At 65.6% G+C, this 18,959-nt stretch carries 19 protein-coding genes; 3 read left to right on the forward strand and 16 right to left on the reverse strand.

The window, feature by feature from the left end:
- Positions 1 to 165 precede the first annotated feature (165 nt).
- The 6 genes from D0901_RS18400 to dctP are packed head-to-tail and all read right to left on the reverse strand — an operon-like array spanning position 166 to position 6,099.
- Complete coding sequence (locus D0901_RS18400) at positions 166 to 1,206, reverse strand: L-idonate 5-dehydrogenase (protein ID WP_203234904.1); 1,041 nt, start codon at positions 1,204 to 1,206, stop codon at positions 166 to 168.
- A 19-nt stretch (positions 1,207 to 1,225) separates the two neighbouring features.
- Positions 1,226 to 1,993 (reverse strand): SDR family oxidoreductase, encoded by a 768-nt coding sequence (locus D0901_RS18405; RefSeq protein WP_129141760.1) that lies wholly within the window; start codon positions 1,991 to 1,993, stop codon positions 1,226 to 1,228.
- On the reverse strand, positions 1,990 to 3,201 hold the full coding sequence (locus D0901_RS18410; RefSeq protein WP_129141761.1) for a mandelate racemase/muconate lactonizing enzyme family protein: 1,212 nt from the start codon (positions 3,199 to 3,201) through the stop codon (positions 1,990 to 1,992). Before D0901_RS18410 ends, D0901_RS18405 begins: the two co-directional genes overlap by 4 nt.
- Positions 3,202 to 3,210: 9 nt before the next feature.
- A complete protein-coding gene (locus D0901_RS18415; RefSeq protein ID WP_129141762.1) occupies positions 3,211 to 4,518 on the reverse strand; it encodes a TRAP transporter large permease in 1,308 nt (435 codons plus the stop codon).
- Positions 4,515 to 5,021: a TRAP transporter small permease subunit gene (locus D0901_RS18420; protein ID WP_129141763.1), complete on the reverse strand. Its 507-nt coding sequence runs from the start codon at positions 5,019 to 5,021 to the stop codon at positions 4,515 to 4,517. Before D0901_RS18420 ends, D0901_RS18415 begins: the two co-directional genes overlap by 4 nt.
- Positions 5,022 to 5,055: 34 nt before the next feature.
- The gene (gene dctP, locus D0901_RS18425) at positions 5,056 to 6,099 is read right to left on the reverse strand and encodes a TRAP transporter substrate-binding protein DctP (protein WP_129141764.1); all 1,044 of its coding nucleotides are present in this window, start codon (positions 6,097 to 6,099) and stop codon (positions 5,056 to 5,058) included.
- 143 nt (positions 6,100 to 6,242) lie between these two features.
- Here dctP and D0901_RS18430 point away from each other — a divergent pair, with 143 nt between their 5' ends.
- Together D0901_RS18430 and D0901_RS18435 are read left to right on the forward strand one after the other, a co-directional pair.
- A complete protein-coding gene (locus D0901_RS18430) occupies positions 6,243 to 6,998 on the forward strand; it encodes a GntR family transcriptional regulator (RefSeq protein ID WP_162500915.1) in 756 nt (251 codons plus the stop codon).
- Between the two features lie 9 nt (positions 6,999 to 7,007).
- Entirely contained in the window at positions 7,008 to 7,967 is a 960-nt protein-coding gene (locus D0901_RS18435) for a 2-hydroxyacid dehydrogenase (protein ID WP_129141766.1), read from the forward strand.
- Positions 7,968 to 8,024: 57 nt separating this feature from the next.
- Here D0901_RS18435 and D0901_RS18440 read toward each other — a convergent pair whose 3' ends face one another.
- From D0901_RS18440 to D0901_RS18475, 8 genes are all read right to left on the reverse strand, one after another.
- Complete coding sequence (locus tag D0901_RS18440) at positions 8,025 to 8,969, reverse strand: siderophore-interacting protein (protein WP_129141767.1); 945 nt, start codon at positions 8,967 to 8,969, stop codon at positions 8,025 to 8,027.
- Between the two features lie 104 nt (positions 8,970 to 9,073).
- Positions 9,074 to 9,958 (reverse strand): complex I NDUFA9 subunit family protein, encoded by an 885-nt coding sequence (locus D0901_RS18445; protein ID WP_129141768.1) that lies wholly within the window; start codon positions 9,956 to 9,958, stop codon positions 9,074 to 9,076.
- Positions 9,959 to 9,979: 21 nt separating this feature from the next.
- On the reverse strand, positions 9,980 to 10,807 hold the full coding sequence (locus D0901_RS18450) for a hypothetical protein (RefSeq protein ID WP_129141769.1): 828 nt from the start codon (positions 10,805 to 10,807) through the stop codon (positions 9,980 to 9,982).
- A gap of 119 nt (positions 10,808 to 10,926) precedes the next feature.
- The gene (locus D0901_RS18455) at positions 10,927 to 12,354 is read right to left on the reverse strand and encodes an FAD-binding oxidoreductase (RefSeq protein ID WP_129141770.1); all 1,428 of its coding nucleotides are present in this window, start codon (positions 12,352 to 12,354) and stop codon (positions 10,927 to 10,929) included.
- 20 nt (positions 12,355 to 12,374) lie between these two features.
- A complete protein-coding gene (locus tag D0901_RS18460; protein WP_129141771.1) occupies positions 12,375 to 13,631 on the reverse strand; it encodes a TRAP transporter large permease in 1,257 nt (418 codons plus the stop codon).
- The gene (locus D0901_RS18465; RefSeq protein WP_129141772.1) at positions 13,628 to 14,113 is read right to left on the reverse strand and encodes a TRAP transporter small permease; all 486 of its coding nucleotides are present in this window, start codon (positions 14,111 to 14,113) and stop codon (positions 13,628 to 13,630) included. The genes D0901_RS18460 and D0901_RS18465 overlap by 4 nt, the downstream gene beginning before the upstream one ends.
- 61 nt (positions 14,114 to 14,174) lie before the next feature.
- Positions 14,175 to 15,227, reverse strand: coding sequence for a TRAP transporter substrate-binding protein (locus D0901_RS18470; protein ID WP_129141773.1), 1,053 nt, complete (start codon positions 15,225 to 15,227; stop codon positions 14,175 to 14,177).
- A gap of 186 nt (positions 15,228 to 15,413) precedes the next feature.
- Positions 15,414 to 16,718, reverse strand: a complete 1,305-nt coding sequence (locus D0901_RS18475; protein ID WP_129141774.1) for an L-fuconate dehydratase — start codon at positions 16,716 to 16,718, stop codon at positions 15,414 to 15,416.
- 151 nt (positions 16,719 to 16,869) lie between these two features.
- On the opposite strand from D0901_RS18475, the gene D0901_RS18480 reads away from it, so the two are divergent.
- Positions 16,870 to 17,826, forward strand: a complete 957-nt coding sequence (locus D0901_RS18480) for a LysR family transcriptional regulator (RefSeq protein WP_129141775.1) — start codon at positions 16,870 to 16,872, stop codon at positions 17,824 to 17,826.
- 44 nt (positions 17,827 to 17,870) lie between these two features.
- Here D0901_RS18480 and D0901_RS18485 read toward each other — a convergent pair whose 3' ends face one another.
- Complete coding sequence (locus tag D0901_RS18485) at positions 17,871 to 18,647, reverse strand: hypothetical protein (RefSeq protein WP_129141776.1); 777 nt, start codon at positions 18,645 to 18,647, stop codon at positions 17,871 to 17,873.
- A 28-nt stretch (positions 18,648 to 18,675) separates the two neighbouring features.
- Positions 18,676 to 18,959 (reverse strand): transposase (locus D0901_RS18490; RefSeq protein ID WP_162500916.1); only part of this gene is annotated, 284 nt, incomplete at its 5' end.

Genomic DNA, 18,959 nt, shown 5'->3' on the forward strand with positions numbered 1-18,959 from the left:
CGGTGGAAACGGCTGAATGGGTACGGCGATCCTGGTGACATGACTGAACAGGTATCATCGTGTCGCAGCACGTGGCGGGAGCCAAGGGGCCGTTCAGGGTTTCGGCGTGGAAGGCTTATGACGTCACGCCAAGAGCCGTCTGGCTCCTGGCGTGTGGCGTGGCGTTCAGTCGAAGCTCAACTGTACCTTGAGCGCGCGGTTGCGATCCGATGCGAGGTCGAATGCCTCGTCCGCCCGGGTATAGCCGAGCGTGGTGGTCAGGACATGGCCGAGCGCCTCGCGCTGTTCGGGGATCTTGCTCACCGCCAGCGCGAACTCCTCATGGAAGCGGAAAGTACCGCGAACGGTGAGTTCACGGGCACAGACCAGCGCCATCGGCAGTGTCGCCTCCTGGCCCAGGCCGATGGTGATCAGGGTGCCGCGGGGCGCCAACGCACGCAGCGCCTGGAGTTGGGCGGCCGGCACCCCCGAGGCTTCGAAGGCGATGTCGAACCCGCCATGCTCGGCGACGGCTTGCTCCAGAGCATCGCCCTGCGTGACGTTGATCGTCTCGTCGGCCCCCATCAGACGGGCCTTCTCCAGCGGGAAGTCCGCCACGTCGGTGACAGTGACGCTGACCGCGCCGGCCATTCGCGCCGCGGCCACGGTCAGTGCGCCGATCGGCCCTGCGCCGGTCACCAGCACGCGCTTGCCGAAGACATCCCCGGCCTGGCGCACCGCGTGCAGGGCCACCGCGAAGGGTTCCGCCAGGGCCGCCTCGCCGGCAGTGACGCCCGCGGCGGGAAAGACACACTGCGCCAGGGGTACGGTCAATTGCTGGCGGAAGATCCCCTGGGCGTGGGGAAAGCGCATCGCCGAGCCGTTGAAGACCATGTCGGTGCAGTGGTTCTGCCAGCCTCGCAGGCAGTACCGACACTGCTGGCAGGGACGGCTGGGGTTGATGGCCACCAGCCGCCCCTGCAGCGAGGCATCGACGCCCTCGCCTACCGCGGCGATGAAGCCGGCGGCCTCGTGGCCCAGCGTCAGCGGCTCTCTGAGGCGAACGTCGCCGAAGCCGCCGTCGTGATAGTAATGCAGGTCCGAGCCGCAGATACCGCCCGCCGCGACCCTGACGAGGACCTCGCCTGGCCCCGGTGCCTCGCACGCCAGTTCGTCGATGCGCAGATCATGGGGGCCATGGGCGACCACCGCGTGTGTCATGTTCATACCGTCTTCCCTCCGGTGTTCACAGCACGGCCAGCATGCCGCCGTCGACATAGACGATCTGGCCATTGACGTAACTCGAGGCCGGTGACGCCAGGTAGACCACGGTGCCGACCAGGTCCTCGGGCGTGCCCCAGCGTCCGGCAGGCGAGCGCTTGCGGACCCAGCCGTCGAACTCGGGATCGTCGGCCAGCGGCTGGGTCATCTCGGTAAGCATGTAGCCGGGGCCGATGGCGTTGGCCTGGATGCCGTGGGGCGCCCATTCGGCCGCCATCGAACAGGTCAGCAGGCGAATCCCGCCCTTGGCGGCGGTATAGGGCGCGACGGTGGCCCGCGCCACCTGACTGGTCAACGAGCCGATATTGACGATCTTGCCGCCGTCGCCGCGGGCGATCATCCGGCGTGCAGCCTGCTTGCCCATCAGAAAGGCACTGGTCAGGTTGGTATCGATGACCTGTTGCCAGTCTTCCAAGGCCAGCTCGGTCATCGGTTGGCGGAACTGCATTCCGGCATTGTTGACCAGGATGTCGATGTGGCGCTGTGCCTCGTCGAAGGCGGCGAAGGCCGATTCGATCGAGGCTTCCGAGGTGAGGTCGAACGAGACCGAGTCGGCCGCCAGGCCGGCGTCGCGCAGCTCGCCGACGGCCTTGTCCAGCTTGGACTGATTCCTGCCGTGCAGGATCACTTCGGCGCCGGCCTCGGCCAGGCCGCGGGCCATGGCCAAGCCTAGGCCGCCTGATGAACCGGTCACCAGCGCGGTCTTGCCCGTCAAATCGAACAACGCTGTCATGCTGCCTCCTCACTGCGACGTACGCTCAGGTCAGAACGCTCGAAGACCTCGGGCAACAGCTCCACGCCGAGCCCCGGGCCTTCCATGGGATAGACGTAACCGTCCTCGATGGTCGGCACGCGTGTCACCAGTTCCCGGTACCAACCCCGGTAGAAGGCGCGCACCGACTCCTGGATCAGGGTGTTGGGCTGGCTGAACGACATGTGTATCGCGGCGGCGAAGCCGACCGGCCCGATGCAGTCGTGAGGGGCGAACGGCTTGTGGTAGGTCTCGGCCAGCGAGGCGATCTTGCGACCTTCGGTGAGCCCGCCCGTCCAGCACAGGTCGACCATCACCACGCCGAGGGCATCCTGGTCGAGCATTTCCTTGTAGGGCCAGCGCGAGCCGAGCGTTTCGCTGCCGCAGACCGGCACGCGGGTCGAGCGCGCGTACTCGCCCAGGGCCGCCGTCGAGGTCATCTTGATCGGGTCCTCGAACCAGTACGGATCGTAGGGTTCCAGGGCGTTGGCGATGCGCTTGGCGCTGGTCAGATTCCACTGGGAATGGAACTCCACCATGATGTCCATGGCGTCGCCGACACGCTGGCGTATCTGCTCGAAGGGGGTGAGCGCGCGCTTCATCTGTGCCGCGCTGATATCCAGGCCGCCGGTTTCGCGCGCAATGGGATCGAAAGGCCAGATCTTCATCGCCGAGATGCCGTTTTCCAGCAGGTTCTCGGCCAGGGCGCCGGCGTCGGTCATGAATGCATCGAGATCCTCGAAGGGCCCCTCCTGGGCGCCGAGATTCCAGTTGTTGACCGGGCGGATGTCACGATTGCGCACATAGCCGTAGCCGGCACAGGTGTTGTAGATCCTCAGCTTGGGCCGACACAGCCCGCCCAGCATCTGGTGCACCGGCTGGTTGCAGACCTTGCCCAGCAGGTCCCACAGCGCGATGTCGATAGCCGACACCGCGCGCGATTCGGCACCGGTCGAGGCGTGGGCGAGTGGCAGGGCCGTCATGTCACGGTGCAGCGCCTCGATATCCAGCGGGTTGCGACCCAGCAGGCGCGGCGACAGGGTGTCATGGATATGGGCCGCGACGCTGCCCGCCCCATAAAAGGTCTCGCCGAGCCCGATGGGCCCTTCGTCAGTATGGATCCGCACCCAGAGCACGTTTTCGAACTCTCGGGCAATGAGCGTTTCTATCGCGGTTATTTTCACCGGCATCTCCAGGTATCAATTCAGGCCGGGCAGCCAAAGCGCCAGGTCGGGGAGGAACAGGACCAGCAGCAGCACGGCCAGTTGAATGGCCATGAAGGGTCCCACGGATTTGTATATATCCATCAGGCCGATACCCTTGGGGGCCACACTCATCAGGTAGAAGGCGGCGGAGCCGAAGGGCGGCGAGAGGAAGGCGATCTGCATGGCGATGCAGAACAGCACGCCGAACCAGACCGGGCTGTAGCCGAGTTCATTGACGATGGGAATGAAGATCGGAATGGTCAGCAAGACGATACCGATCCAGTCCATGAAGCAGCCCAGGACGAGGAAGATCGCCAGCATCAAGACGATCGTCATCATCGGCGACAGCCCAGCGTCGAGGAGCAGCGAATTGACGAATTCGCGACCGTCGGCCAGGTTGTAGACGCTGATCAGCACCGCCACACCGAACGTCACCCACAGCAGTACACCCACCGAGCGCAACGTCTGGGTCAGGCTCTGATGCAGCAGCGACAGCGACAATTCACCGCGAAGCACGATGAATACCAGGGTCCCGACGACCCCCATGCAGGCTGCTTCGGTGATCGAGGTCACGCCGCCATAGATGCAGCCCAGGATCAGGGTGATCAGCAACAGCGGTGGAACGAGGCTGTTGAAGAGGCGGCCCGGTGACATGGCCGGCTTGTCCGGCTCCGCGGCCTTGACCGGCGCCAGGGACGGGTTCAGCCAGCAGCGGATGACCACATAGGCGATATAGCTCAGCGCCAGGATCAGCCCGGGAACGACCGTCGCGGCGAACAGCTTCTGAATGCTGACCCCGCCCACCAGACCGAAAATGATCATGACGATGCTCGGCGGGATCATCGTGCCCAGTGAACCGCCGGCCACGATGACGCCGATGGCCATGTTGCGGTCGTAGTTCAGGCGCAGCATCTGTGGTAGCGCCACCAGCCCGAGCATCACGATCTCGCCGCCGATGATGCCGCTCATCGCGGCGAGGACGACGGCGATGATCAGCGTGACCAGGGCGACGCCGCCGCGCACGGAGCCGACCATCTGCTGCAGGGCATCGTAGAGATCCTGAGCGATCGACGAGCGTTCCAGCAGCGACGACATCAGGATGAAAAGCGGGACGGCGGCGAAGGAGTAGTTGACCGCCATCCCGTAGACCTTCTCCATGGCCAACGGCAGGACATCGGTGCCGAAGTGGACCACGGCCAACAGCGCGGCGACGCCGCCGGCGGCGAACCCCAGGGGGACGCCGATGGCCATGGCCGCGAAGAGCGCGGCCAGCAGGACCGCCGAAAAGACCGCTATCGTCATGACCGTTCCTCCTGGTTGCTGTCACGCAGGCGACGCCGCAGATTCGCGATCGCCAGAGCCGCCATGGCAAGGCCGCACAGCACCAGCAGCGGCTTGATCGTCATGGGAATCGGTGCGTTCCAGGCGGTGCCGAAGCGTTCGGTGTGTATGAAGGCCTGCCAGGCCTCGGGCGCCCCGAAGACGCCGATGGCGAGACTGAAGCCCACGATGAACAGGCACTGGATGATGTCGAGGCAGCGCTTGAGACGGGGAGGTGCCAGGTCATAGAGGATCGAGATGCGCAGGTGGGCATCGCGACGCATGACATAGACGCCCGCGTAGATGTAGGCGATGGCGCAGACGTAGAGCGAGAGTTCGTTGGCCCAGATCGTCGGGCTGTGAAAGAAGTAGCGAGCCACGACCTCGTACGTGGTTGCCCCGATGACGACCATGAACAGCCAGGCGGGAAGGCTGTCCCAACTGAAACGGTCGTCATCGCGATGGCGTGACGTATCGTTCGACATAAGAGACTCCAACGGTGGGATCCGGGAAGCGCATTCAGGCGAGCAAGCCGAGCTTCTTCATGAAGGCGAGATGGCTGGTCACCATGGCATCGGCCGCCGGGCTGCGTGTTGCCCAGTCCTTCCAGATATCCAGTGCTGCCTGACGGAATGCCTTCCTGTCTTCATCGGACCAGTCGCTGAATGTCACCTCGTCGCCGAGGTCCGATACGACCTGACGGTCGGCGACCGTGACGCTCTTGATCAGGTCGAAGGCGATGGCCCGTTGCGCGGTACGGATCACGAATTGCAGTTCTTCGGGCAGTCGATTCCAGACCTCGAGATTGATCGCCAGGTGGTCTGCGGGCATCGAATGAAAGCCCGGATAGGTGGCGTACTTGCAGATCTCGTAAAGGCCGAGCGAGCGGTTGAGGGCCAGGGTACCGGCGTCCGCGCCGCTCACGACCCCGGTCTCCATGGCGGTGAAGACTTCACCGAACGGCATGACCACCGGGGCGGCTCCAAGGCTGGCGAAGATCTCGCTTTCCATCCCCGGCGGGGAGCGGAACTTCCAGCCCTTCAGCGCTTCGATGCCGGGAATCGGCACGGTGGAGCTCAGTGACTCCAGTGGCGGGCAGAGCAGGCCCACGCAGTACATCCCGTAGCGTGCGTAGAGCGGATCGACGATCTCCCGAGCCTGGGGGGTGTCCAGCCAGGCGTGGAACTGGATGGGATCCTCGTAGCCGCCCATGACGTCGCCGATGAACTGGAAGGCCGGGTCTTTGCCGGTGAGGTAGCTGGCGCCGGTCATGTCGATGTCGAGTACGCCGGAGGAGGCGGCATCGAACGTCTGTACGCCTTCGACGATGGCGTTCGAGTAGTGGAGGTCGATCTGCAGGCGCCCGCCGGACAGGGTCCGGCAAAGCTCCACCAGACGGCCGTACATGCGGCCCTGGGTCGAGGTCTCGCTCTTGTTGGTCTGGGCGCGAAGGCGGTATTCCGCCTGTCCGGTCGCGGCGCGTGCGGCACCGGGAAGCAGGCCAGCGGCCAGCAGCCCGGACCCGGTGGACTTCATCAGGTCTCTTCGGGTGAGTGTCTTCATGGGGCGTCCTCGTCGTGAGCGTGGCGGTTTCGCCGTCTTGTTCTGTCTCGACAAGAAAAATATCGCGCAATTTCTTATAATTCCATGAAACTAAGGTTTAATTCGCAAAATATCTTGGGGGAGTCACAGTGAGAGGCATGACGATGAATTCACCATCCCAAGACAAGGGCGCCTCGACGGTGGTCAAGGGGCTATCCCGGGGCGAGCTGGCCTATGAGCGAATCGAGTCCCTGTTGACCCACATGGAACTCAAGCCGGGGGAGTACCTCACTCTCCAGGCCGTGCAGGAGCGCGTGGGGCTGGGGCGGACGCCGATCGTCGAGGCCATCCGCAAGCTGTCGGACGACACCCTGGTCGAGGTACGGGCCGGGCGTGGGCTGAAGGTGGCGCCCATCGATCTCGCCAGGGAGCGCGAATTGCTGGACCTGCGCCGGGACATGGAGCGCTTTGCCATTCGGCGTACCATAAACAACGCATCGCATTTGCACGTCAGCCAGATGCGTCGTCTCTACGAGTCGCTCGAGGCGTTGAACGCGTCACGTGACACGGCGCTGACGGCGGACGACATCAGGAGCTTCAACGAGCTCGACCATCGCATGGATGACCTGATCCTCGCGGCGGCGGCCGAGCCCTTCTTGGTCAGGACCCTGCGACCGTTGCATACGATCTATCGCCGGCTGGGGTTTCTGTTTCTCACTTACTGCGGGACCGATGAGCTGATCCATCGCAACATCGCGCTGCATCAGGAGGTGCTGCGGGCCATTCTCGCCCGGGATCTCGAGGGCGCCTGTCGGGCGTCGGACGAGCTGATGGATTTCGCCGCGAGCATGTTCCCGTCTCTAGAGATGGAGCTCGACCCTTCCCTGCTCGACGCCAGTATCGAGCCCTTCATGCCATAAGGAGCCACCATGCGGATCGTCTTTCACGGCAAGAATGCTGCCACCTTCCACGACGGGCTGAGCGCTCGACTCGACATCGACGCCGAGTTGGTCTGTCTGCCTGACGATCTGGTCGATGAGCGTGACCGGCATGCCTATTCCCACGCCGACGTGATCGTCGCGACGCAACTCTCCAGCGACCAGCCGCAGCCTTCGGGGGCGAGGCTGTTCCAGGTGGCTGGCGCGGGCATCGATGCCGTGGATCGATCACTGCTACCCGAGACGGCCACGCTGTGCAATTGCTACGGCCACGACGTACCGATCGCGGAGTACGTCCTGGGCGCGTTGCTGACGTCGCAGATTCCCTATTTCCAGGCCGATCACCAATTGCGTCGAGGTGACTGGACCTTTCAGTCGGGCAACCGGTTTCACGGTGAGCTGGCCGGCCGGACGCTCGGCATCCTTGGCTTTGGCCATATCGGTCGGGCCATCGCCCGGGTCGTCAGACCGCTGGGCGTGACGGTCCATGCGGCCAACCGTAGCCCGGTGAACGACCCGCTGGTGGATGCTGCCTACTCGCTGGAGGCGCTGACGGACTTCTATCGCGGTATCGACGATCTGGTCGTGGCACTCCCCCAGACACCCGCTACCCAGGGCCTGGTCGCTGATGCCGCATTCGATGCCCTGCCGGCGCATGCCCGGGTGATCAACGTCGGGCGAGGCGGGGTTATCGATGCCGAGGCGCTGTATCGTGCCTTGAGCCGGAAACGCATCGCCGGGGCGGTGATTGACACCTGGTATCGCTATCCAAATGCCGACGAACCACACCCCTTGCCGGCCGAACAGCCTTTCCACGAACTGGACAACCTGATCATGACCCCCCACATGTCGGGCTGGACCCAGGGCACCATCGAACGCCGCAAGGACGCGATCGCCGACAACATCAATCGTCTGGCCGCCGGTCGGGAGCTGCGCAACGTCATTGCCTGAGGGCGCCACACCGCGAAGAGCGCCGTCATCCGTGCCGGGAGCAGGGGCAGCAGCGTTTTACCCCAGTACCTTGCCCTTGCACCAGTAGCCCATGCTGGTGATGTAGCGCTTGGGCAGCCCGCATTCGTTGACCAGATAGCGACGAACGCTTCGCGCCACCTTGGTTTCCGCGGCAATCCAGGCGTAGAAGGGGGCGCTGTCGTCGACGGTCGCGGCTTCCCAGAACAGGCCTTCGCCCCGCGTCTCTTCGTCGCCGTCGGTACCGGCGGGCTGGCCGCCCAGGGTGGCGATCTCCCGAGCAAGATCGAGTTCGCGCACCGCGCCCAGCAGCCGCTCGCCGTGGGCGCAGCCGGGGTCGGCATCGCGCGGCAGCCAGCGTACCCGGGCAACCGGCGCCAACGCCTGCTCATCGCTGCCCTTGGGCACCTCGACCAGTGCGTCCACCCGCGGGCGGTCGGCACGCGCGGCAAGCGCTTCAAGGATGCCGGCGGCAGCCGGCAGGGCGGTTTCGTCGGCGACGATGAGAACCCGGCGCACGCTCTGCGGCGGTTTCCATTCGAAACCCACTGCGGCGGCGTCGTTGCCGGCCGCCGGGGCAGTCATCGCCAGGCGGTCGCCGGGGCGGGCCTGCATGGCCCAGCGCGAGGCGGGGCCGTTGTCGCCGTGGAGCACGAATTCGACGTCGACCTCGGCGCTGGCCGGGCGCAGTTCGCGGATGGTGTAGGTCCGCATCGGTGGACGCCGGGCATCGGGCAGGGCGCGGTAGGCACCATACCAGTCGTGTTCGTGCCGCTTGGCGATCTCGAACAGCGCGTCGAGGCCTCCGTCTTCGCTGTCGGGACCCTCGGTGGGGAAGAACAGCTTGATGCGCTGATCCGGGGCATGGGTGGCCATCCGGCCGACCTCCGGCCCGGTGAAGGTGAACCTGACCAGCGAGGGGCTGACCGGGGTGCGCCGCGAAAGGGTGATATCGAAGATTCGGTAGCTTTGCTGTGCGGCCATGGCGTGGTCTCCCGTTGCGATCGGGAGAGGTTATCACCACTGATAACCATTCTCAATTAAGGCGATGCTTTCGTCCTCGCTCGATAGGCGCGGCCGGTCCCGGGTCAATGCTGGCCACCAAGCCCGTTCCTGACGAGATCGCGGGGCTCGATCCCCAGTGTCGCGAAGGTGTTCGCGCCGTCGCCGACGACGTTGTCCTTCTCCAGCAGGATCACCTGATCGCGGGTCAGCGGTGGGCTGGGCAGCGCCGTGAGCACGGCACTCAGGCCGCGCCATAGCGGGAAGGGCACCGGCACCAGCGGCGGGTGCCGACCGGCGGCGGTCAGTGCGGCTTCGACCAGGTCGCGATAGCGGTGAGCGCCGGGTCCGCCCAGTTCGTAGGTGGCGTTGGCGATGCCGCGTTCCAGAAGGTGCGCCACGGCCTCGGCGACATCACCGACGTGCACCGGCTGCAGTCGCGTTTCGCCGTGACCGAACAGCGGCACCACCGGCAGCCGGGCGAGCATCCTCAGGCTGCTCGAGAAGGCGTCATTCGGGTCGAACAGCACGCTGGGCCGCACCACCACCGCGTCGGGATGGGTCTGGCGCACGGCGCGTTCGCCGGCGGCCCGGGCGCGCACGTAGGCGGAATCGGAATCGACCTCGGTGCCCAGACCCGACACGTGAACCAGGCCGATGCCGGCGTCGGCGGCCTGGCGGGCGATCCGGGTGGCGGCGTCGACGTGGATCTCCTCGAAGCGCAGATCGCGGCGCTCGACGTAGAGGCTGATGGCGTTGACCGCGGCGGTGGCGCCTGCCAGGGCCGCGGCCACGTCGGCATCGTCACGGACGTCGGTGCGGCGCATGATCGCCGTGCCCGGGGCATCGGGCACGCTGACATCGCGGTCATGGCGGGCGGCGACGATCACCTCGTGTCCGGCCCAGGCGAGGCGGTCGACGAGGCGCCGGCCGAGAAAGCCGGTGCCGCCGAAGACGGTGATCCTTGTCATGGTCGCTTCCCTCGTGGGCGCCTATTTCCTGGACGGTAGCCGGTGGCGATCGAGCGCCAGGCGGGCCGTGCCGAACAGCGGACTGCCCAGACGATAGAGCAGGTAGAGGAAGCCTAGCGGGAAGAGGATCGTCTGGGTAATGAAGATCATCGTCAGGTCGATGACCTTGTCGGTGATGGCGTTGAAGCCGTCGACCACGCTCTCCACCGGGTTGCCGACCAGGCCGTCGAAGCTGTCCTTGAGCTGCTGCCACCAGCCGCGTGCCTCGCGCCCTTCACCGATCCGTTCGTCGGCGATCGCCTCGAGCCGGGTCTGGGTGGTTTCCAGTTGGTTCATGGTGGTGCTGCGCGGCGCGTCGAGGAAGGCCTGGCTGGCCAGGCCGCTGGCCAGCGCCACCAGGAGCACGGCGAAGCGCAGGAACAGGCAGGCCATGGCCAGCTTGAGCGCCGCCGACTGGCCCAGGCGTGTCTTCAGCGCCACCAGCGCCGCCGCGAGCAGGCAGGCGCCACTGGCCAGCGTCTTGATCGCCGTGCTGGCCGAGATCGCCAGCAACAGCTTCTGCAACGCCAGCGAGCCGGTGGCGGCGAACATCACCCACGAGAAGCGTTCGATCATGTCGTTGGCCGGGTCGAGCGCCTCGCCGGGGGTGATCTGGAACACCTGCAGGTCGACGGTGGAGGATTGCAGCACCGAGATGGTGGCGTTGAGGCCCTTGGCGATGGCGAAGGCGGCGAAGGCCTGGTTCAGCGATTCGTCGAGCGTGGCCTGGGCCAGATGCTGGGGAATCTGCAGCCAGGGCAGCAGAGCCAGCAGGAGCAGGCCGGCGACGAGGGCGTTGCGTGGGGTCATGGGGTGGCCCTGATGGACGGACGATGGCGGCATTCTCGATGATCGCCGAGCGTCTGTCAGGTCCCGTGTCGACGCCATCCGGGAAAGTGGGCGTCGTCGCGGAACGGGGCGTGTGCGGATCAGTGCGTGCGCGGCAGGATTCGTCCGGCGGCCATCAGCTCGTCGGGGTCGAAGAGCGTCTTGAGGCCGCCGAGCAGTTCACGCTCCAGCGCATCGAGGCCGGCCAGGAAGGGCGCCTGCTTGACGCGTCCGATGCCGTGCTCGGCGCTGATGCTGCCGTGGTAGGCGTCGACCAGCGCGAACAGGGCGCTTTCCAGCTCGTGGAGCAGGGCCTTCTTGGCGGCGAGGTCGAGTTCGGCCGGTGGCAGCAGGTTGAAGTGCAGGTTGCCGTCGCCGATGTGGCCGTAGGCGATCACCGTGGTGTCCGGCGAGCGTTCCGCCATCGCCCGGCTGGCGTCATCGAAGAACGCGTCGAGCGCGGAGATCGGCAGGGCGATGTCGGTGCGCAGGTGTTCGCCGCGCAACTGCTGGCCCTCGACCATGCGTTCGCGGATCTGCCACAGGCGCTCGGCCTGGGCGTCGCTGCCGGCCAGCACGCCGTCGAGAATCCTGTCATCCGCCATGCCGCGCTCGAAGAGCTGCTCGATCATGGCGTCGAGATCGACCGGGCCGCTGGCGGCGACCTCCAGCAGCACATAGACGGGATACACCGCATCCAGCGGGTCGGGCAGGCTGGGGTCGGCCTCGAAGGCGAGTTCCAGGCAGGCGCGCGGGATCAGTTCGAAGGCGTTGAGCAGATCGCAGCAACTGCGTCGTGCCTGGCCGTACAGAGCCATCGCCGCGCTCACGTCGGGCACCGCCACCAGGGCGGTACGCGTATTGTTCGCTCGGGGAGAGAGCTTGAGTACCGCGCCGGTGACGATGCCCAGGGTGCCCTCGGCGCCGATGAACAGCTGCTTGAGATCGTAGCCTCGGTTGTCCTTGTGCAGGGCATGCATGGCGTCCCAGACGCGGCCGTCGGGCAGCACCACCTCGAGCCCCAGCACCAGCTGGCGCATCATGCCGTGGCGCAGCACGTTGAGGCCGCCGGCGTTGGTGGCGATGTTGCCGCCGATCTGGCAACTGCCCTGGGCGCCGAGGCTCAGCGGGAAGTCGCAATCGTGGTCGGCGGCGGTGTCCTTGACCGTCTGCAGCACGCAGCCGGCATCGACGCTGATCGCGAAGTTGAGCGGGTCGATGGCGCGGATCCGGTTCAACCGCTCGAGGCTGATCACCACTTCCGGACGCTCGGCGTCGGGCTGGGCGCCCCCCACCAGGCCGGTATGCCCGCCCTGGGGCACCATCGCGAGGCCATGACGATGGCAGTAGCCGACCACCGCCGCGACCTCGTCGGTGGTGCGGGGCCGGGCGACCAGCAGCGGCTCGCCGCGGCGCTCGCCGGCCCAGTCGGTGGTGTAGCGGGGCAGGTCGGCGGGGTCGTCGACGATGCCGCCGGCGCCGAGGCGCTCGGTCAGGTAGGTCTTGAGGTCGCTCACGGCGGAATCCATCGGCGTCTCCTTGCGTAATGTCACTGGTACCAGAGGATCAGGCCCGGGAAGATCAGGAAGGCCGCCAGCAGCAGGAGCAGCGTGAAATAGAAGGGCAGCAGGCTCTTGACCAGCTGTTCCATGCCGACGCGCCCGACACCGCAACCGACGTAGAGCACGGTACCCACCGGCGGCGTGATCAGGCCCAGGCCGAGGACGAACGACATCAAGACGCCGAAGTAGACCGGGTCGATGCCCAGCTTGACCACCACCGGGGTCATCAGCGGGGCGAGGATCACCATCGCCGGCGTCAGGTCCATGAAGAAGCCCACCACCAGCAGGAACAGCGACAGGATCAGCAACAGCAGCAGCTTGTTCTCGGTGATCGCCGACAGGCTGACGACCAGCTGCTGGGGAATCATGTTGGCGGTCAGCAGCCAGGCGAGCACGCTGGCGAAGGCCAGCAGCAGCATCACCACGCCGGTGAGCCGCCCGGTGGCGATGCACAGCCGGAAGAAGCGTCGCGGCGTCAGGCTGCGGTAGACGAACATCGACACCAGGATGGCGTAGATCAGCGCGATCGCCGCGCTCTCGGTGGGGGTGAACACCCCGGTGAGAATGCCGCCGACGATGATCACCGGCAGCAGCAGCGCCAGCAGCGAGTCCTTGAGCGCCAGCCACAGCTCGCGGAGTTCGAAGGGCTGGCCCTTGCCGGTCTTGCGGGACTGCAGGTAGGTGGTCACCGCCAGGCCCAAGGTGATCAGGATGCCGGGCACGATGCCGGCCATGAACAGTTGCGAGATCGAGGTGTTGGTGACCACGCCGAACAGGATCATGGGGATCGACGGCGGGATGATGATCCCCACCACCGAGGCCGCCACCACGATCGCCGTGGCCAAAGGGCCGCTGTAGCGGTGCTGCTTCATCGGCTCGATCATCATGCTGCCCACGGCGGAGGCGTCGGCGACCGCCGAACCGCTGATGCCGCCGAAGAACATCGAGGTCAGTACCGCCACCTGGCCCAGCCCGCCGGCGACGAAGCCGACCAGGGCGCTGGCCAGCCGCACCAGTCGCTGGGCGATGCCGCCCTGACTCATCACCTCGCCGACCAGGATGAACAGCGGGATCGCCAGCAGCGGGAAGGAGTCGAGGCCGTTGACCGCCTGGGCGACGATCGGCGACAGCGAGTAGTCGGCGTAGAAGAAGATGAACAGGCTGATCGCGGCCAGCCCGAACGAGATCGGCAGGCCGATGACGATACAGATCGCCAGGCCGATGAGGATGCTCCACAGGATCATTGCGGATGCCTCCTGAGCAGATGGTAGAGCGCCAGGGTGTTGGCGATCAGGGTGAGCCCGGCCATCACCGGCATGGCGCTGTAGAGCACGGTCCTGGGAATCTGCAGCATGGGCGTGGCGCTGGTGAAGCCCGAGACCTGGTCCTGGAAACCCAGCAGGATGCACACGCAGACGACATAGATGATCGCGATCGACAGCAGGGCGAATACGCGCTTGAGTGGCGCGGGGGCCTTTTCCTTGAAGTAGTCGACGGCGACGTGTTCGCGGTCGATGCTGCCCAGGCCGGCGCCGAGCAGCACGAGCCAGATGAACAGCACGCGGGAGAGTTCCTCGGCCCAGGCGTAGGAGTAGTTGAGCACGAAGCGGCCGAAGACGTTGGCCGCCACGCAGAAGACCACACCCAGCACCAGCAGACCGACCGCGATTTCCAGGGTGGTCTTGAGCAGGGCGAGCACACGGTGGGAGGAGTGGGTTGCGTTCATGGCGCCCTCCGGATACGGCACACCGGGCGGATCGCTGCGTCCGCCCGGTGCCGGTCGATGGTTACTGGGAGACCGCGCGAACCTTGTCGATCAGCTCGCCGCCGATCTTGTCGCGCCAGTCGTCGTAGACCGAGGCCACTTTCTCCTGGAAGACCTTCACCTGCTCCGGAGTCAGCTCGGTGATCTGCATGCCCGAGTCGGCCAGTTCCTGCTTGATCTGGTCGTTCATGGTGCGGCTGACGTGGCGCTCGTACTCGCCCATCTGCTGGGCGGCGTCACGCAGCAACTGCTGGTAGTCCGCCGGCAGGCGCTTCCAGAAGCGCTCCGAGACCAGCGTGATGAACGGGGTGTAGACGTGGTTGGTTTCGGTGGCGTAGTCCTGCACTTCGTTGAACTTGGAGGACTGGATGGTGATCCAGGGGTTCTCCTGGCCGTCGACCACGCCCTGCTCCAGCGCCGTGAACAGCTCGGCGAACGACATCGGCGTGGGATTGGCGCCCAGCGTGCGCCAGATGTCGAGGTGGATGGGGTTCTGCATGGTGCGGATCTTGAGCCCGTCGAGGTCCGCCGGCGAGGTCACTTCGTGCTGGCTGTTGGTCAGCTGGCGATAGCCGTTCTCCGCCCAGCCGATCGCCACCAGCCCGTTGGTCGAGGCCTCTTCGAGCATCTGCTGACCGATCTCGCCGTCGAGTACCTCGTCGGCCACTTCCGGGGTGGGAAACAGGAAGGGCAGGTCGAAGAGGGCGAACTTGGGGAACATGCTGACCAGCGGCGAGGTCGACGGCGCGGTCATTTCCAGGGTGCCGGACTGCAGGCCGCTGACCGCCTGGAGGTCGTCGCCCAACTGGGCGCCGGGGAACAACTCGACCTGGATGTGGCCGTCGCTGCGCTGCTCGACGATCTTCTCGAAGTATTCCAGGCCGCGATACTGCGCGCCCGACTGGGTGGTGCCGATGCTGAACTTGATCTTGAAGTCGCCGTCGGCCTGCACGACGTCGCCCTTGACGTCGGGAATCGGCGGCATCTCGCTGGCGGCGCTGGCCTGCAGGGCGGTCAGACCCAGCAGGGCGCCACCGATCAGCGAGGTCACGCGGGTCATTGTGGTTGTTTTCATGCTTGGCTCCTTGATGGCTGACGTGTCCGGGACACGTGGCGTGTGGACCGGGCGGGCAGGTACCGCGTCCCGGTCACAAATGAGCAAACTATGCTTGTGAATGTTTACTTCGTTGTTGTCTATGTTGAACTTACACGACTGCGCAGGCCGATGAGACTTGTCCGTTGGTCGAAGACCCGTCATGGGTTACGCCCGCCAGGCGTCTCCGTCGGGGAAAGCGTGACGCGCGAGGGACTCGGCGTGCATGGTGATGCTGTAGCCGGGCGCCTCGGGCAGGCGGTAGTGGCCGCGTTCGATGCGCACCGGATCGAGGAAGTGGTCGTGCAGATGGTCGACGTACTCGAGCAGCCGGTCGTCCAGCGAGGCGGAAACGGCGATGTAGTCGAAGGCCGAGATGTGCTGGGTGTATTCGCAGAGCCCCACGCCGCCGCCGTGCGGGCAGACCGGCACGTCGTACTTGGCGGCCAGCAGCAGCACCACGATCACCTCGTTGAGTCCGCCGAGCCGCGCGGCGTCGAGCTGGCAGTAGTCGATCGCCCCGGCCTGCAGCAACTGCTTGAACATTACCCGGTTGTGGCAGTGCTCGCCGGTGGCGACGCCGATGGCCGGTGCCAGGCGCTCGCGTATGGCGGCGTGGCCCAGGATGTCGTCGGGGCTGGTGGGCTCCTCGATCCATAGCGGATCGAACTCGGCCAGGTCGCGCATCTTGGCGATCGCCTCGTCGACGTCCCACATCTGGTTGGCATCCATCATCAGGCTGCGCTGCCAGCCGATCTCCTCGCGCAGGATCTGCGCCCGGCGGCGGTCTTCCGCCAGATCGCCACCGACCTTCTGCTTGAAGTGCTCCCAGCCTTCCGCCAGGGCCTCGCGGGCCAGGCGGCGCATCTTGTCTTCCGAATACCCCAGCCAGCCGGCGGAGGTGGTGTAAGCGGGGTAGCCCGACTCGCGCAGGTGAGCGATGCGTTCGGCCTTGCCGGCTTCGTTGCGCTTGAGGATGGCCAGTGCCTCCTGCGGCGTCAGGGCATCGCTGACGAAGCGGAAGTCCAGGCAGCGCACCAGCGCCTCGGGTGACATGTCGGCGAGCAGTTGCCAGACCGGCTTGCCCTCGCGCTTGGCCCACAGGTCCCACACCGCGTTGACGATCGCCGCGCCGGCGAGGTGAATCACGCCCTTTTCCGGTCCCAGCCAGCGCAACTGGCTGTCGCCGCTGGTCAGCTCGCGCCAGAAGACGCCCATCTCGGCGGTGATGGTCTCCAGCTCGCGACCCACGATCCGCGAGGCCAGCGAACGCACGGCGGCCACGCAGACCTCGTTGCCGCGCCCGATGGTGAAGGTCAGGCCGTGGCCCTCGTGGCCGTCACCGGCGTCGGTGGAAAGGATCACGTAGGTCGCCGAGTAGTCGGGTGCCGCGTTCATGGCGTCCGACCCGTCGAGGTCGCGGGAGGTCGGGAAGCGGATATCCCGCACGTCGAGATGGGTGATGGTGGTCATGCCTGCTCCTTGCCGTATTGCCGGACAACGCCGGGAGTCGAGTCTGTTGGCAAGGTAGGCGGGAACTGCGATAACCTTCCAATCACTATTTTATAGCTGCAATCACTCTGGGTTATCGGAAGGCGTGTGTCCCACGTCCTGGAGCCGGTCCATGGATTCCTTGTCATCCACCAGTCTCTTCGGCTGGCTTCGCTTCAAGCATCTGGTGCTGCTGACCACACTGGACCAGAGCCGCAACATGCACGCCGCGGCACGCGCCATGCATCTCAGCCAGCCGGCGGCGAGCAAGATGCTGCGCGATCTCGAGGCGTATTTCGGCGTCGCGCTCTTCGAGCGGCTGCCGCGCGCCATGCAGCCGACCGAACTGGGCGAACAGGTCATCCGCCATGCCTGGCGACTGCTCAACGACGCGGACCGGCTGGTCAGTGACATCAACGACCTGCGCGAGGGCGGTTACGGCAAACTGCTGATCGGCGCGATCGCCGCGGCGGCGCCGGAGATCCTGCCGGCGGCGATCGCCCGGCTCAAGCGCCAGCGCCCCAGGCTGTCGGTCAGCCTGCAGGAACTGACCAGCGACCGGCTGCTGGTGGAACTCGAATACAAGCGCCTCGATCTGGTGATCGGGCGGCTGACCCATGTCAGCCAGCACAATCAGTTCGACTTCGAGCCCCTGCGCGACGAGCCGCTGCGCGTGGTGGTTCGCCGCGGCCACCCCCTGGCGGCAGGCGACGGCATGCCGGATCTGGCCACGCTCAGCCGCTGGCCATGGATCCTGCACCCCATGACCAGCCCGATGCGCGGCGTGTTCGAGGCGGCGCTGGCGGCGCAGGGCGTGGCCTCCCCCGACGATGTCGTCGAGACCACCTCCATCCAGGCCACCCTGCAACTCCTGCTGAACTCGGACATGCTGGCTGTACTGCCGTGGTCGGTGCTGCGCCGCCCTCTGGAGAGTGGCCAGTACGTGCTGCTCGAACGCGTCATCGGCAAGCCGCTCGACTACTACGGGATCATCACGCGACGCGACGAACCGCAGTCGACGGCCGCGCGGGCACTGATCGAGCATCTGCGCGAGTTGGCCCGACAGGCGCCCGGGGACGAGATTGCGTAGGCCTTTCTCGAGCAATGGCTGCCGCCGCAGTATTGCCCCAGGCCCTATCGTTTGCCGCTGAGACGTTCACTATATGTACTGGGCCTGTAGTGCGGGTCCAGGCACTGACGCACGGCCACGTAGAGCTTTTTAATGAGGTAACAGCCAAGCGCGACGATCACGATGTCGGTGAGCGCGGCCAGTAACAGGACCAGTAGATTCGTTTCCCGCAACCGTTCTGTCGGGAAGACATATAAAAAGCCCAAAAGACCGACGGCCAGACAAAAAACCGTCACTACGAGCATGCTTACGCACTCCCAGATGAGGTAGTGCCGGCCATGCCGACTGAGTACGGTATCGATATCGATGTAGTCCTCGAGATACACCACGACCGCTTCTCTTTTTGTGTCGCCGCCTTCACCGTTCGGCGTTTGCTTCGCGCGGGTTTCGATAAAAACGACATCCAACTCGGTTTCCCGATATCCATTTTGCTCACTGGCGGCGAAGGCAATCGGTGATGTCGCGGGGGGCAGTCGGAGCATGATGTCTCCGATGAAGAACTCCTGGTCCTGGGCGCCTCCCACATGGTGGGTGACATAAGTGACTGGGCCTTTGAGCGAAAAGACCTTGCCGTCGAGTACGGCCTTTTTCTTGCGCCCCTGGCCGCCTATCCCCTTCCCGACGTAAAAACAAAGACCCACCAGCGGTACGCCCAAGAGCAGTATTGCAAGAATGCTCGCCCGCGACAGCCCGAAAACCAGCACCGGTATCAGTGCCCCCGCCATGGCGAGGAAGAAGGCGCCGATCAGCATGTAGGCGCGAAGCTCGATGCGCTTGAGCACCAGAACCTGCTTCGCATAAGAGCGCCTTTCAAAACCTGCCTTGAAGCTTGTTCAGACAGACCAAGGAACAGCCCAACAGCGTAAAGGCATAATGGATATCGACTCGCCGCTCATAGCGCGTGGTAAGTCGCCTCATCCGGCTCAGCCACGCAAAGGTTCGTTCGACAACCCAGCGATGGCAGCCGAGTCGCTGACTATCCTCGACACCTCGACGAGCAATACGGGGCTGAATGCCCCGTCGCTGACAGGCTCGGCGGCAACGGCGATGATCGTACGCCTTGTCCGCATGGAGTTTGCCGGGACGCCGGCGAG

The sequence above is a fragment of the Modicisalibacter coralii genome, from assembly GCF_004117855.1.
In the GTDB taxonomy this organism is placed as follows: domain Bacteria; phylum Pseudomonadota; class Gammaproteobacteria; order Pseudomonadales; family Halomonadaceae; genus Modicisalibacter; species Modicisalibacter coralii.